Origin of the sequence: Streptomyces sp. NPDC001068, from assembly GCF_042897315.1 — a bacterium.
Taxonomy (GTDB): Bacteria; Actinomycetota; Actinomycetes; order Streptomycetales; family Streptomycetaceae; genus Streptomyces.
Genome location: NZ_JBIAYD010000003.1, coordinates 103,636 through 118,470 on the forward strand (window position 1 = coordinate 103,636; position 14,835 = coordinate 118,470).

14 protein-coding genes and 1 tRNA gene are annotated in these 14,835 nt (G+C 64.4%); 5 read left to right on the forward strand and 10 right to left on the reverse strand.

The annotated features are described in order from the left end of the window. Window positions 1-55 precede the first annotated feature (55 nt). Window positions 56-127, forward strand: a tRNA-Arg gene (locus tag ACFY3I_RS09915). Between the two features lie 220 nt (window positions 128-347). On the opposite strand, the gene ACFY3I_RS09920 is transcribed toward ACFY3I_RS09915, so the two are convergent. The 8 genes from ACFY3I_RS09920 to ACFY3I_RS09955 all read right to left on the reverse strand — a co-directional run bounded on the left by ACFY3I_RS09920 (window position 348) and on the right by ACFY3I_RS09955 (window position 6,503). Next, window positions 348-806 carry a DUF2199 domain-containing protein gene (locus ACFY3I_RS09920; RefSeq protein WP_390860498.1) on the reverse strand — a complete coding sequence of 153 codons (459 nt, stop codon included), beginning with the start codon at window positions 804-806 and terminating at the stop codon, window positions 348-350. Between the two features lie 175 nt (window positions 807-981). Next, window positions 982-2,370: a tyrosine-type recombinase/integrase gene (locus tag ACFY3I_RS09925; protein WP_390860170.1), complete on the reverse strand. Its 1,389-nt coding sequence runs from the start codon at window positions 2,368-2,370 to the stop codon at window positions 982-984. Then, window positions 2,367-2,579, reverse strand: a complete 213-nt coding sequence (locus tag ACFY3I_RS09930) for a helix-turn-helix transcriptional regulator (RefSeq protein WP_390860171.1) — start codon at window positions 2,577-2,579, stop codon at window positions 2,367-2,369. The genes ACFY3I_RS09925 and ACFY3I_RS09930 overlap by 4 nt, the downstream gene beginning before the upstream one ends. Beyond that, window positions 2,569-3,939, reverse strand: a complete 1,371-nt coding sequence (locus tag ACFY3I_RS09935; protein WP_390860172.1) for a replication initiator — start codon at window positions 3,937-3,939, stop codon at window positions 2,569-2,571. The genes ACFY3I_RS09930 and ACFY3I_RS09935 overlap by 11 nt, the downstream gene beginning before the upstream one ends. A 361-nt stretch (window positions 3,940-4,300) precedes the next feature. Beyond that, entirely contained in the window at window positions 4,301-4,591 is a 291-nt protein-coding gene (locus ACFY3I_RS09940) for a hypothetical protein (RefSeq protein WP_390860173.1), read from the reverse strand. Between the two features lie 35 nt (window positions 4,592-4,626). Next, a complete protein-coding gene (locus ACFY3I_RS09945; RefSeq protein ID WP_390860174.1) occupies window positions 4,627-4,821 on the reverse strand; it encodes a hypothetical protein in 195 nt (64 codons plus the stop codon). A 12-nt stretch (window positions 4,822-4,833) separates the two neighbouring features. Beyond that, window positions 4,834-6,156, reverse strand: coding sequence for an FtsK/SpoIIIE domain-containing protein (locus tag ACFY3I_RS09950; protein WP_390860175.1), 1,323 nt, complete (start codon window positions 6,154-6,156; stop codon window positions 4,834-4,836). Beyond that, window positions 6,153-6,503, reverse strand: a complete 351-nt coding sequence (locus ACFY3I_RS09955) for a hypothetical protein (protein ID WP_390860176.1) — start codon at window positions 6,501-6,503, stop codon at window positions 6,153-6,155. The genes ACFY3I_RS09950 and ACFY3I_RS09955 overlap by 4 nt, the downstream gene beginning before the upstream one ends. A 204-nt stretch (window positions 6,504-6,707) precedes the next feature. On the opposite strand from ACFY3I_RS09955, the gene ACFY3I_RS09960 reads away from it, so the two are divergent. Beyond that, a complete protein-coding gene (locus ACFY3I_RS09960; protein WP_390860177.1) occupies window positions 6,708-7,448 on the forward strand; it encodes a GntR family transcriptional regulator in 741 nt (246 codons plus the stop codon). A 730-nt stretch (window positions 7,449-8,178) separates the two neighbouring features. Here ACFY3I_RS09960 and ACFY3I_RS09965 read toward each other — a convergent pair. Next, the gene (locus ACFY3I_RS09965) at window positions 8,179-8,493 is read right to left on the reverse strand and encodes a hypothetical protein (protein WP_390860178.1); all 315 of its coding nucleotides are present in this window, start codon (window positions 8,491-8,493) and stop codon (window positions 8,179-8,181) included. A gap of 876 nt (window positions 8,494-9,369) precedes the next feature. On the opposite strand from ACFY3I_RS09965, the gene ACFY3I_RS09970 reads away from it, so the two are divergent. Further along, window positions 9,370-10,335 carry a hypothetical protein gene (locus ACFY3I_RS09970; RefSeq protein WP_390860179.1) on the forward strand — a complete coding sequence of 322 codons (966 nt, stop codon included), beginning with the start codon at window positions 9,370-9,372 and terminating at the stop codon, window positions 10,333-10,335. Window positions 10,336-12,017: 1,682 nt separating this feature from the next. On the opposite strand, the gene ACFY3I_RS09975 is transcribed toward ACFY3I_RS09970, so the two are convergent. Beyond that, window positions 12,018-12,263 carry a hypothetical protein gene (locus ACFY3I_RS09975; protein WP_390860180.1) on the reverse strand — a complete coding sequence of 82 codons (246 nt, stop codon included), beginning with the start codon at window positions 12,261-12,263 and terminating at the stop codon, window positions 12,018-12,020. Window positions 12,264-12,748: 485 nt separating this feature from the next. Here ACFY3I_RS09975 and ACFY3I_RS09980 point away from each other — a divergent pair, with 485 nt between their 5' ends. After that, a complete protein-coding gene (locus ACFY3I_RS09980; protein WP_390860181.1) occupies window positions 12,749-13,864 on the forward strand; it encodes a hypothetical protein in 1,116 nt (371 codons plus the stop codon). Window positions 13,865-13,967: 103 nt separating this feature from the next. Beyond that, on the forward strand, window positions 13,968-14,792 hold the full coding sequence (locus ACFY3I_RS09985; RefSeq protein ID WP_390860182.1) for a hypothetical protein: 825 nt from the start codon (window positions 13,968-13,970) through the stop codon (window positions 14,790-14,792). The last annotated feature ends 43 nt before the right edge of the window (window positions 14,793-14,835 follow it).

The window sequence follows — 14,835 nt, forward strand, 5'->3', positions numbered from 1 at the left end:
CGACCGAGCTGGTAGTGTTCTACCCGTCGCCGCGAGCAACAGCTCAACGCCAGACGCCCCCGTAGCTCAGGGGATAGAGCAACGGCCTCCGGAGCCGTGTGCGCAGGTTCGAATCCTGCCGGGGGCACCTTGTATGAGGTGCCTAAAGACCCCGCCATCAGCGAGTTCGCTGAGTGCGGGGTCTTGTTGTTGGTGCAGGCGGATGCCGCCGGAAGCAGCCGTTTGCCAGTGATCACGTTGTAATAGCGTGTTGATCTTGGAGAGCTTCGCGGCAGGTCAGCGGGCGTTCCGCGCACCCCCTGAGGGTAGTCCTGTGGGCCGAGGGTGCACCGGTCACGCAACTCGGATCAAACGTTGTCGCCGCGGTGAAGGACAGCCTCCGCGATCTCGCGTACTCGGTCCTGCGTGATACCAGTGCGCTGCTCGACGGCGAGAGGATGGTCGGTGGGTTCCAGCTCGATGAAGGGACGTTGACCGACCGGACGGGTGTGAGCGTGGGTCTTCAGGTTGAGCGTGCTGGGCGAGTACAAACTCAGTTCGGTGGTCAGCCAACCGAAGTACGGCTTCTCGGCTTCGCGGCCGGGGGTGTTCCACACGTCCAGGGCTCGGGCGAAGCTGTCTCGGCTCAGGGAAACCCAGACGCCCCAGGAGAAGAGCTCTTCCCTGCCGATCACCGGTATCTCGATCAGGCCCCTGATGAAGTAGTGCTGACCTTTGATGATGCACTGGTCGGAGGAGAGCATGCTGTCGGAATCGTCCGCGAAGCCTGGGTGCCAGACGTCAGGTGCCATGGTCGAGTAGCCCATCGGAAGCTCCGCGTGGAACTCCCCGCAGCATGAACACGTGAAGCCAAGATCGTTCGCCATGACCGGGAGCCTAGCCAGCCGACCAACTCAGGCGATCGTCCACCCACGCGTGGACAGACCGGAGCCCCGGACCATAGGCAGTCCGGGGCTCCGATTCGGGGGTCATGTTGTTGTGTCAGTCCGGGAAGTCGTCCCGCTCCCCCAGGCCCTGCATGATCCGGTCGTTCATCTCCTTCTCCTGGCCGTCGATGCACTTGGCGTAGATCTTCAGGAGAACGTCGACCGAGTGGCCGGCACGGGCGGCGACCTCCGGCGCCGGAACGCCAGAGTTGAGCCACTGGGACACACCCGCGTGCCGAAGGTCGTAGGGCCTGAAGGCCAGAACTGAAGAGACCTGGTCGGGGACGAGCGCCAGTTCCCGAGCCTGCTTCCAGGCGCGGGAGTACGACGAGGCGGCGACCACGTTTCCCCGCTCGCTGGAGAACAGCCGGCCGTCCTTCGCCGTACCGAACTCCTTCAGGTGATCCCGGAGCAGGCGCACCAGCGGAGGCGGAATCGGCACGATGCGCACCTCTCCGTGGGCCCGTTGCTTGAGCCCGCGCCGATCATGCGCCTCCCCGGAGTCCGTCCACGCCTTCCCCGCCGTCGGGCGAGTCTCCGCCAGTTCGATGCGGCCCCAGCCGGTCGCCGGAAGCTTGCAGTCGGAACGGCGAAGGCCCAGCGCCTCCCCCGGCCGCATGGCCGCGTAGTACAGGCACCCGAAGAACGCCCGCAGCCGTCGACCACTCGCCCGGTCATAGCCACCCACGTACGTGAGCGCGGTCAGCAGCTCCCGAGCCTGCCGAGGGTTGACCACCACACGGCGGTCGACTTCCTGCACGGCCCGTTTCCCCCGCTTACGCCGGACGTGGCTCAGCGGGTTGGACGGCAGGTATTCGAGTTCGACGGCGTACTCCAGCACGTTGAAGACCACCGCACGCCGCCTCCGGTACGTCTGGGTCGCCGCAGGCTTGCCGTCCAGCTTCCGCCCCAGCACGTCGATCAACTCATGAACCCGAGCGATCTCTTGCAGTTCACCCACCGGAAGCGATGCCTTCTCGATCCACCGCACCGCGGCGACGATCCCTTCCGGCCGCTCCCGCTCCCTACGAGGCACGGGCAGCACGTACGAGCGCAACGCCCGCCGCAGCACCTCAGGAGTAGGCCGCCCCCGTCCCGGCTTCACGAGGACGGGAACAACCGTCGCCAGTGCATCCGTCACGCTGTCCCTCTGCTTGGCAGACGCCTCCGCCCAACGGGCGTCCACATACTTCACCGCCAGGTCGAGGAACGACAGGGCAGCCTTGCCACCACGCAGCGAATCAGGCAGACCGGTGACCGTATCGAACGGCTCGCCCTTGTCGAGCGCGCCCACCAGCTTCGCGCGGAAGCGGTCGGCCAACGTCTTCGTCTTGTACGACTCGCTGAACGGCTGGCCGTCGACGACCCACCGCACGAGGTAGGTCGGTTTCTTGGTGGTCTTGTTGACGGAGATCTTCCAGACGGAGGCCTTGTAAGACTTCACGACGCAGCCCCCTCCGCTCGCTCCTCCAACCAGTCGTTGAGCACGTCCCGCCGAACCCGGAGCTCCCCGTTCGGCAGCCGTATGCACGCGGGTGCGAGGCGCAGCTCCCGCCAGCGGTAGAAGGTGCGCCGCGAGATGCCACCTAGCTCGTCGAGGACCTGCCGAACGGTGAGCAGCTCGGCAGCCCTCCGACCGTTGTCACGAGCCATGGGAAGCACCGCCCTCCCGCACCGAAGCCGCCAGGAGCGCGGCATCCGGCGAGTAGCCACGCCCGGCATAGCGCCACCGGCCAACCGTGACCGCGGGCACGTCGACCAGGCCCAAGGCGGCCCGCTGCTGCTCCGCCCGATGGTCGGTGCGCGCCTGTCGCAGCGCGGTCAACGTGGTCGAGTAGCGCCGGGACTTTGTGGAGAAGTGACCGCCGTAGCCGAGCATGTGCGCCCAGCGGCGCAGCCCGAGCGCTTCGAACTCCGGTAGCCCGCCCAGCCACCAACTCGTCGCGATCATGCGGAGCACATGCGCGCGAACCGGCAGGAGGACCATGTCCCGAGCACTGTGGATACGGCCGTCCACGGCGCCGGCGGACTCCGCTCCCTTGGTGGCGTACTTGGCGATGTAGCCCGCCACGGCGCCAGGAGAAGCAGGCCGCTCCCCCGCATCGCCCCGGTACGACACGACCGGTCGCACGTCGACCTGAGCCCCGAAGCGCAGCGCTCGCAGCCCGATGACCCCAGTGCCAGGAGCGATCAGCTGCACGCGCCCGATCGCACCCCGCACGGAGTCGACCAGGAGCGGAACGGTCGCCCAGTCGGGCGGTTCCGAGTCAGGTCCGTCCGGCCCATCGAGCCGGATCACGGCGTGAAAGTGGACGAGGCCACGCCGCTGGTACTCGGCGACTTTCGCGTACGACAGCCGCGCGACTTCCCCGAAGTCGGTCCGGGAGAGCCCGACTCGCCGGGCGACCTCACGCCGTAACTCCAGCCCGAACCGGTGCCAGAGCCGACCGGCGAACGCGTGCCAGAGGACGGCACCCGCGTAGTCGTAGCACCGCGCGCAGAGCGGCTCGCCGAGCCGAAGGTCATCCGCCGAGTGCCGTTCGCGGCATCTAGCCGACGTCCCGTGTGGGCAGAGCTCCCCGGCCCGCCGAGGTCGACAAGCCGCCGCACGTCCATCCCGCTCACGGCGGGTGTGCACTGGCCCGAACCCGGGGGCAGTGAGCGTGGCAAACACGCGCGGGTAGTTGCTCACCGCCTCCGGGACGCTCTTTCCTCCGACGAGACCGGCCCGGACGAGTTGGTATGTGTCCGCCCGATACAGCGCCGAGCAGGCCGGGCAGACCGCCGCCCGCCGGTTGCCGCACGCGACGAGCAGGCGGCCGCCGTAGGCATCCGAGCCGTAGGAGAGCAGGGCGGCCCCGCTCGTCGTGTCGTAGACAGTTGCCGCACCGACCAGGTGAATCGGGTTGGTGCAGCCGCCGAGGCGGACGATGTTCCGCCGCCAGGCTGCGAACTCCGGCTCCGACGACCTGGCGACGAGCGCGGCAACGCTCAGTGGAAGGACAGTGGTCATCGGCGACCGCCCCCGTCCCCGAACGCCTGCCCCATCACGGCCGAGATTCCCTCCGGCCGAGTCTTGGCGCTGAAGCGGAGGGTCGGGTCCGTGAGCCACACGGCGGCGGCATGCGCGGGACACAGCCACTGCTCAGTGCCATCGAGTTGGACGAGGACGATCTGTTCCCGTCCGGCGCAGGTGGCGACCTGTGCGTCACGCTGCCTGAGATCGCACTCAAGCGGCAGGGATTTGCGCGAAGGATGCGCGGTGGACAAAGTGTGAGTACTCCTTTCACTGCTCACGTGGCGGATGGAGTGGGTTCCTGACGGGGTCGGGTTTGGCGACTTCGCGCCCCGTCGGGAGCCCGTCGTACGGGCGATCACTGCCGTTCCTGGGGAGGGACCGCGATCACGCCGTACGAGATCGGCCCGAAGTCGAGCCACGCGTTGAAGTAGCCCTCTCCGATGTCTGCCGCCGGCACCCCGAGCGGGGCGGCGACGAACTCCACGCCGTCGCGGCGAGCAATGGAGTCGGAGGCGTCGACCAGGACGGCGACGGACGCGTGACGCGGCACGACAACGGTCGGATTGGCGGTCAGGAAGTCGACCAGCTCCCGCAGACCGGCCAGGAAGGCGGCACGGTCACCGGAGCGGATGACGTAGTCGGACACAGCAAATCCCCTTATCGGGTGAGTGGTTGGGCGGGTCAGAATCGGAACTGACCGAGGAAGCCGTTCACGCCGTTGAGGAGGCCCTGAACCACGGGCGCGGCCACGGTCCGGGCGAGCAGGAAGCCGAAGGCGCCGCAGAGCAGCGTGTCGGCCCAGCGCAGGTAGCGGATGCGCAGGAGGAACCAGATCACCAGGCCGAGCAGCAGCACGGCCGACATGGACACCAGCACGGCAGGCCCCTCTCACAGCGCTTCGACGTGCAGCTCGGACAGGACGGGAGTCAGGTGCGCGTACTCGGCGGCGACGGCTTCCGCCTCCGCTTCCGTGATCAGGTAGGACCGGGCGCGTTCCCAGCCGTCGCCGGACGCGAGCACGGCCGTACCGGCCTGCTCCGGAGCGATGGCCTGCGCCGCTTTCAGGGCGTCGGGGTTGAGATCACCGAGCGCCATCTCTGCCGTGCCGGGATCGGCGACCCGATGACACACGCGTCCGCCCAACTGCGCCCGCAGAGCGGTCACACCGGGCCCGAGATCGGACCCGACGCGCTGGCCGGCCACGACGAGGAACACTCCGAGTGCCGCGCCGAGTTGGGCGAGCCGGATCAGCGCGGTACCGGCCGCATGCGCTTCGTCCTTCTCGCTCCGGCTTGCGACGAGGAAGAGTTCCGCGATCTCGTCGACGATCACGACGATGGGGACCGGCCGTTCCTTGTCCGCCAGGCCCCAGATGTTCCGGACGCGAGCCGCCCGGCAGAGGGTCATACGGTCGAGCGTCAGGTCGACGAGAGCGACCAGCAGCCGCACGGCCTGCTCCCGATTCGTCGCGAGCGCGGACAACCGTGGCTCGTAGAGGGACAGTTCCATGCCGCCCTTGCAGTCGATCCCGACGAGGGCGACGGACTGCGGAGCGAGCCCTGCCACGAGTGCGTTGATCAGAGTGGACTTGCCGGAGCGAGTGGCCCCGACGATCAGCCAGTGCGGGATGCGCCGCAGGTCGACGATCCACTCGGCGCCGGTCTCCAGGGCGCCCACAGTCACCCGGAGCAGATGGCCGGGCCCGCGTTGCTTCGGTATCCGCGGATCGGCCAACGGGTCGGCCGCCGAGGCGACGATCCGTACGACCCCTGGCTTCCAAGAGGTCACGCGGACCGCGTGCACCTGCCAGTTCTCCGCCATGGCGGGAGCCGCCTTGACGAAATGCTCGGGCACCTGGCCCGGCAGTAATCGCACCAGCAGTACGAAGCCGCCGGAGGTCGGGCGTATGAGTCCCCGCCGCGGAACTCGCGGCTGCGGCGGAGGCGCCCCTTTGCCGACGAGTCCGGACACCACGGTCAGCGCCGGCCGACGGCTCACGGCGAGCCCGCACCCGGCCATCAGGGACCGCCATGTCTGCACGACCCGGAAGGCCACGAACGGGAACCCGCATAACAGCCACCAGGCAACGGGATAGCGGCGGCGCAGGGCCGGGCCTGCGAGAAGCAGACCCGACACCAGCACTGCGGCCACCACCAGGACCCAACTCGGCCAGTGCGCGCCGACCGAAGCGGCGGAGGCCAGTTCACTCACTGTCCGGCCCCCTTACCCGCCGAGACGGCGGGGGCGTTCAGGGGCCGGATCTCCGCCGCTCGGAACGCGATCCCGTGCCGACCTTCGTTCTCCCAGGGCGTCGCGACCAGGTCCCGCACGGCCACGGGCATGCCGAGCTGCACACCGGCCGGCTCACCGGCCACGCTCACGTTCACGACGTCGGCCGACGCGCCCGCCATCAGGCAGAGGCCGACCTGGTACATGGTCTTGCCGGTCTCGCGGTCCACGCGGAGCTGACCGGTCTCTCGGTTGGCGACTCGCGGAGCCGGGGGAACGGCGCAGATGATCCCCGTGAACTTCGCGGTGTCGATCGGAAGGCTTGCCACTGTTCGGTTCTCCTCATCTCAGGTCACCCGAAGGCGAGTCCTCCGGGCTGCTAGACAACCCGTAGTACGGGTTGCGGATACAAGACTGACCACCCGTAGTACGGGTTGTCAACCGCCTTGGCGATGAGCGATGCTGTCCGGGAACGCAGACAAGCTGTCCGCGTTCCCGGACAGCCGAAGAGGCCACGGCCACGGAGGGCCCGCATGCCGCCGAAGAACACGCAGCCGAAGTACCGGCAGATCGCCGACTACCTGCGCGAAGGCATCTTGGACGGCACCTTCCCCGTCGGCCAACCGCTCCCCTCCGAGGAGTCGTTGGCGAAGCAGTTCAGCGTGACGCGCCCCACAGTCCGTCAGGGGCTCAGCGAGCTTCGGGCCTCAGGTCTGGTCGAGGCGATCATGGGCCGAGGCACTTTCGCCCGCTCCCCACACAACCGCCCGAGCCACACGCGCCCGCGCGGCGTACGCCGGAGTCCAGAGGGCCGTTACATCGAGGCGGACGGCATCCGTTGGGCAGATGCCGAGGCGCCGGTAGCCACCCGCACCGACGCCCCACTCGCGCTCGCGGACCTGCTCCGCATCCCGCCGGGCGAGCCGATGTACACGTACGACGCTCTACAGACCGCGGACAACGGCCGCCTCCGTCAACTGCACCGCACGTACATCCCGTTCTCGGTACTGATCGACACCAAGTACGAGGAGGAGGCCCCACCGCCGGCGCCGGAGCTCTACACGGCGCTCGCCGATCTGGGCCACGAACTCCACTTCACGGAGTACGTCCGCACCCGCATGCCGTTGCCAGACCAGGCCCAGGCGCTACGCCTGACGGACGGTGTCCCGCTGCTCCACATTATCCGCGTGACACTGACCGAGTCGGACAAGCCCCTCACCCTGGAGGAGTTCCATCTACCGGGCGACGAGCTGGAGCTCTCGTTCAGGCTGTAGCCGAGCCCGAGTTGGCTCAGACTTTCTCTACGTCATCAAGCCGGCTGCGCTCCTCTCCGCCGGGCGCGCTCCCGGCTCCGCCGCGAGCGCCGCTCCTGCCTCCGGCTCGCTCCGCCCGCGCTGCGCCGACGCGCACCCACGCATGGGAAGGACCGAAGGACAGGAGGTGATCGCCGTAGAGCGCGGCCCACGGCCAAGGCGATGCCTCCCGCGGGGATCGGCCAGCACCGGGGGAGAGAGGGGCGCCGTTCCCGGCCTCGGCTCCGTAGTGGTGTGCGTGGAGTGCTCCCGTCCCGTACGCCATCGACCCAGACAGAGCCGAGCAGACGCGGCCCAGGGCGTCAACGTCGTTCGTACAGTGGCGCGCTCCACCTTGACGCCCTGAACCACGCCCGCTCCACGGCGTGTGGGTCGACGGCGTACGGGATGGGAGCTGAGGCGAGTGGGTTGAGGTAAGACTCACTCCTCAACCTCCATCGTCGTCGTACCACATGAACACCACCTCACAGGCAGCGAAGCATCTAAGAAGTTTCGACTTCACCATCTCTCAAACAGGGCAAAATGCCTTAGCCTAGCTAGAGTTGTTCCCTACTCAGGGTGGTTGATCATGCCAGTGCCTCATGACAAGGTGCGCTCTCTACGCCTAACAGGTGGGCGACTCTCAGGAGAGCATCAACGCGGCATGAAGACAACTGTCATGGCGTCAGGCATCGCTTGCCCTGATTGCGGTTCAACGCTCGTTCGCATAAGCACTGCAGGCGACACATGCGAGGGCTGCCGACGGAATAAAAGGCGCGACGCAGAGCAGAAGCGCAAAGAACGTGCCGATCAGGAATTCTTTCGGCGCTCTGCCATGAGCGTCGCACTGGCGAAGTTGATCAACATGCACGCGATCAACATTCAGGCGCTGAATCGACACAGGAGAAGCCTGAATGCCAACTCCGGCGCCAGTCCAGCCGTACAGAAAATCATTTCTGGCAAAATTCACCGATCTGAACGATTCGTCGAAATAATAGAAGAAGCATTTGAAGTCAGACTCTCCCACGGTTTTACGGTTGCGCGAAATGCTGGCAGTGAGCGAGAGGTGGCGGATCGGAGGAAGCTCCTAGCCAGCGTCGCCTCTGGCCACCTCCGGATCCCCGATCTACTTGCAGACGATTCTCGTCGCGAAGTACTTTCACGGACGCATGGATTTGCTCTCGTGCGGGCCCAGCACGGACATCAAGCGGCAGTTCAAGCGTTTCGGCGACTCGGCGTTGCTGTGACCATTCCGTGTACCAAAACTCGACAGGAAGAGATACTGGCCATACATCACACTATATCCAGCGCTCCACGAAACACTCTATCCGGCGTATCGTTTGCAGATTCGAAAAAAGCCCGAAAGCCCAACCCTCGTGAACTCGAGCAGCGGAGAAACTCCTCCCGCAATGGACTTCTCGATCGCTTGCAGCATGGAAGGCTGTCACTGCCCCAAGCCATGATTTCTAAATCTTCGATGCGGACTCTCGCGTCGGTCGGCATTCATGAACTGATCGATCTCCTTATCGAAGACCATGAACTAGCTAACGACATCAAGATTAAAATGGGTGGTACTTCGGCGCGGAAATTTGGCGATCTATCGAATTTGGAGCGCACTCGCCTAACGCGAATTGTCGAAGCTGCGACCTCAGGAAGCCAGTGAGCCCAACAGCAGCAGGTCACTCAAGACTTCGGAAGTACCGCCGAAGCCCGGAGATCTCGTATTTAGCTGGGTCGTTGCTCGGGGCTGACGCCAACGTCTGACACTGGCAATAGCGAGTGCTGGCGGTCAGCCTTGGAATCTCTCTCGCGAAACTCCCGACCATCTTACTGAAGGCAGATCCGGATAGCCTGATTGGCCAGCAGGCCAAGGCTCCATGAATATGCTACGAGGGGTTTCAACATGGTGGACTACCGACTTTCGCACCCGCTTTACCTTGACGTGCAAATGATGGTCAGCTTCCTCGCTTATCTAGAGGGAGGTGTTTACGTATCAACTGAAGAGACGATGCAGACAGAGCAGGCAAAAGACCGGAAGGCCGCTGGCGGTGGAAAATTGAAACTTCCATCCCTAGGCGCCCTGCTCGGCCTTGAGGCCTCTGTTAATGCCGAACTCGGTGGCCATACGGGCGAGTCAGCTGAAATTAAAGTGGCAAGGCATCACACGGCGGCGAGTCTATTCAATGCCCTCTATGAGCACTTGGCTTCCGACGCAAAGATCAAGCATATCAGCGACACAGATGATTTGGCCGGTGTGAAATCCGGAGACTTCGTCGAGGTGTCAGGGCGCTACACCGGGAATCCACTTGAGGAGACTCTTGCAGTTTTCAGTCGGTTTTTCGAATACATGGAAGAACTTTCAGGTAAGGAAGGAGAACGAAGCTCCAAGGCTTCCAAAGGAAAGAGGTCCGGAAACCCGCAGAACCGCGAGGAGGCTTCAACTGAAGAAGGGGTCAGCGACCTGGCAGTAAGCGTTCGGCAGTTCAATGAAATTCGAAACACGCTGGAATTTACACTTTTCCTCAAAATGAAAGACGAGCTAGAGAGTTCGCCAATCCATGATGTAGTCCTCGAAGCCGGATCCGGCTTGAGGACAGTCCTAACCGTTTCGTCGGATTACTACAACCCGGCGGTAGGTGAACGCCTAAAATCTGGCGACTTTATCGTCCTCGGCAAAGTGACTAGAATCCTTCACTCCGGAGAATCAATCAATCTTTCTCGTCGCACAGTCATTGGCGCCACAGAGGGCGACGATTCGAATATTGCCGCAATCTTGGCGGAAGGGATTCCCGGACTAAATCAGCACGTAGGCAGCCCGATTGTTGGTTTCCCTGCTATTCAAATCCTACCCATGGCGATTTTCGTGTAGGCAGTTGTGGTTCCGCGCCAGATGTGTGCCAGGTCGTGCGGGGAACAACAGGTGCTGAGGCAGCGATCAATCGAGAGTAAGCACCGCTCCGCCGCCGGTGGACCGGGACACCGGACCTTTGATGACCCGAGCTTCCCAAGCTGAGATGCCATCGACTGCGGGACTCGGCTGCCGACCCGGTTGGTCGGAGCCGACGACTACAGTCCCGGCATGCTGCTGCCACGCCCGGTCGAGGAGGCCGAAGGCCCGTACGATGCCGGGTACCTCCCCCCCGGTTGGAGATGACGTTCCACCCTGCCGAGGAGCCCATCACCGAGCCCGTCGCCAAACTGGGCGGTGGGCCCGTATGGCCGGATGAGCCCTGCTGGCCGGTGCACCCCAGCACCGCGGAGCCACTGGACTTCATCGGACGGTTCCCCATCCCCGGGGAACCGGGCGAGGAGCGGCGCATGGCGTATCTCTTCCTGTCCTACGAGACCGGCGGGACGGACCCGGAGGACGGCGAGGCCGTCCTGCTCGTCCAACCCGGGGCCGGGTCCCCGAGTTCGCCACTATCGGGCCGGTCGGGACGAAAGGGCGTACTCTTTGGCGGTTCGGTCCCGACGAGGAACAGGTATCCGTCCAGTTCCGGATCCGGACCACGGCCGTCCCGGAGACGGTGGAGCGCAACCTGGAAGAGGACGGCAGGGTCGATGTCCGCGACTACCTGGGAGGCAAGCCCACCTATCCGGACCGGGCCGGGGTGAGGCACCGTGGCGCTTCTTCTTCTGCCTCGGCGGAATGGCGGACGACGGACCGTACTTCCTGAACTTCGCGTACGGCAGCGGATTCGCCTCCCTCAGCCCCGACCGCCTGGAGGGCCGCTTCAGCTGGGAGGCGGCCTAAAACCGTGTTCGGCCGTCTCGGTTTCCGTCTCGTTCAGCACCGATCACGGTCGTTCAGACAGGACCAGAGCCCGAGGGCCACCGGAAGCCCAGCCGCCGATGAACGCCCCTGTACAGCCCCCAGCTCCTCCAACACAGTTGGAAAGCATGCGCATCGAGGAGATGCGCCGGGTGTACTGACCGCGTGCGCGTGGGCCCGGATACCGCCTGCCATGCGCCCTCCCCTACGTCTGCAGCGCCGCGCACGCTGAATGTCGGCAGGGGGAGCTGGACTACCGGGGGTTGACAGTGGGCGAGTGGAAGCAAGGGAAGTGCGGTTGGCCAACGGCGGCCGGCCGTCGTTGCCAGAACAAGACAGTGAAGGGCACATCGCGCTGCCACCTTCACCAAGGTGACTGGACGAAGCGCGGTCAAGCCGAGCTGAAGAAGAGGACGAGCAAGCGCCGCAAGAAGTGAGTTGGAGGCGCGGGGTGAGTGTCCAACTGCGTGACAACGCCGGCGGACGCCCGCGGACAATCGGCGCAGGTGAGAACCAGACCAGCCCAAGGCAGCAGGCCCGTACAGGTTGCTACGGGGCGAAGGGGTCGTGGGTTCAGACCTTGCCACCCCGACGCGGTTCTCAGCTGGAACAGTCGACGACCTGCCCAGTGACGGAGAATCACTGCTCACACTCCGGGCAGCATCACCATGCCGATGCCGTTGTGCGGCCCGTTGGTCATGACAGGTCGTGGCAACCTCGCTGGCAGAGCAGCAGGCGAACCAGGTCGATCGCAAGCTCACCCTGAACAAGCTCCCTTGCTACGCATGCGGCCCCTCAGCATCCCTGCGGCTGGACACGACATGCCGCGCGATCGTGGACAAGGCCAGCTCGCGATCCTCGTCAACCACAAGCCAACCCTTGCCCAGGAGCGATTGCAGCACTGGGCACACCTCGTCACCCAGCTCCTCCGCCAAGTCGTCATTCGTGGGGGAGAGGCCGTCCTGGACGAGGCTCGCCACGTGGAACACGACGACTTCCTCCCCCGCGGTGATGTTGAAGTCCATGACGTGAAGGTATGCGAGCCCCTTGGCCGCAACACGCCGAGGGCCCTGTCGTCACGGGCCAGCCGTCACAGCTTGCTCCGGTCGACGGCACCGGCAGCGTGGCTGAGGCCGGTGGGGGTGCAGCGAGGCATACGCGTGCGTGGTCGGTCGGTGCACCCGCCGTCGTGGCTGACTGTCGTCGGCTGAGGTTCAGACGGGGTGTGTCCAAGGTGCCGGCCGTCAGCCGAGCGTGCCGAAGCTGGGCCGTCCCTGGGCCGTCCGAGGTTGATCGACAGCGGCCAACGACGACCAACGTCGACGACCAGGCGCACGGGCCCACCGCCCCTGAGCTGGGAAGCAGCAGGTCGCCAAGATCCCTGGCAACACCCAGGGCAAGAAGACAGCTCTTGAGTCGCCCATTGAGACTCCGCCGCCTTGGCTGCGCCCGTTGCTACCAGGGTTTACTTTTTCGACATCGCCATGATTGCCTGCCATAGTCATGCTTCATGGAGACGGATACCCACACCTCTGCGATCTTGTCTGGAATCGTAAGCGATGCCAACTATTTCGGTCGCTACATACGGGACACAAATTCCAGCAAGAATGAATTTCTGGGTGCCGTCTTGGCCTTCTGCATGGCACCATATTTCTCTCTTGTCATGCACGAGTCGCTGCTAAAGCTCAAGAAGATCGACCCCTCAATCATGGCAGCGTTTGAACAGGATACACTTACCATCAGCGCGCGCGCTCGTCACTCGCTGAAGCTCTTCGAGGACACTAAGCGCGGAATCGAGGGCCAGATCTCATATTTTCGAGACGAGGTCTTCCCTGCGCATTCTGCCAGATTCCTGGGGAACACCTGGCTTCCGCTGGCCCGCTTCCTTGAGACTGATCTCGGCCTCTACAGCTACGGAGGAAGACTGATCACGACCACGCATTCAGCGACGTACCATCTGGGGTTCGAGCCGACCAGGCTCCTCGCGCAGGAAGCTGGGCCGTACATCCGATCGGTATACGAGGAGTACGGGGCCCTCTTTGGCGCTCTCGGAGCCAACCTCGCGGATGAAGGCGCGGAGACCTTCGTGTCTTCCCTGAGCGCGTCAAGCCTGAATGACGAGGATGTTCGGGCCAGTAAGTACTATCGCCGGGTCTTCAATGGAGCAGAGACACCCGAGATCAATGCCATGCTCACGACATTTCGAGCAATGCTGAACTTTGCCGATCTCGTCCTTGCGGATGGTGTGCGGCGAGAGCACGTCGAGTACACGACACTTAAGCTCGCATACCTCTCCCTCTATCAGGTTCTGCATAGCGTGCGAATCCTGCTCAACGATCCGTCCTATGCCCTGACGGCAAGATCCACAGAAAGCGCCACCAGCATCCTTAGCTCTGACTGCGCAAAGGAGCTTATGAACCCGAGCGCAAGGCCGTTTCGCAATATGCTGATGCACTATAACTTGCCACGGCAGATCGATGTAGCGAGAGTCGACCTTTCTCAGGCATTCTTCGGATTGATCCCAGATTACTTCTCGGGCTACGACACCGGTGACTTTATTGAGTTTGTCCGGCAGTGCGGTTCTACGACTGCTGGACTCCTCGACCAGTGGGCGGCGGGACGCTAGGTCAGACCCAGAGGTCTGTAGGGCTCGCTGCCCGCAAAACTGCTAGGTGCAGTCCGAGGGGTGACAGTAAGGTAGCGCCAGGTAGCGGGAGTTAGGTAATAAAATGGACTTTAGCGATCAAGTTGGCCGCCTGGCGCGCGCCCATCAGCTTGGAGCGGCACTGTCGGCCGACATGCAGGCGTGGGGCGTTAGCACCCCTTATGGCGTCCGGGTCAGCATCGCGGAAGATCGACTCAGCTGGGAGCTGCGGCTCCAGGTATCTCAATCTCCACCACTTGCCGATTGGGGCTTCCGATTCGGTGAGGCCGTCAATCACCTGCGGGCGGCCCTCGACAACCTGATCGTGGCCATCGCGCGGCAGTCTGGTGTGACGGACGAAAAGCAGCTCAAGGGACTCATGTTCCCCATCTGCGGCACCCTCAAAGAGTGGAAGAGCCGCCAGAAGGCGCTGTCTTGCTTGCCCGACTGGTGCAGTCAGGCTCTGGAGCAGGTTCAGCCGTTCCGGCGTCCCAAGCACGGCGGCAGCCTTGATCAAGACCTTCTGCTGGTCCTGCGCGACCTAGACAACACCACCAAGCACCACCTTCAGGTCAAGCCCGATCTGGCACCACAGAGCATCCGGCACACACCAGCGGTCGAGTTCGAAACCGAGGACGGTGCAGCCGCTAGCGTGCCACCTGACGTGGAGGTGGTAGTTGGTCCGTTTGAAGATGGCGCTGTGCTACTCCGATATCGGACCAAGGGTCGCATCAAGTCAGTCGAGGGACGATACAACATCACGGCTCAGGTTCAGGCCGTCACTCCTGATGGTCGGCCTCACGGCGTAACGGACTTGCTGGCGGCCCTGTGGGAGTACACGCGGGTCGTCATGGGGCACGTGATGGGCGCGGCCGAACAGGCTGAGGAAGGTCCGGAGCCCAGCTGCTAGCCGGCCCGTCTCAGTTTCCGTCTCATTCGGCCCCGTACACGGC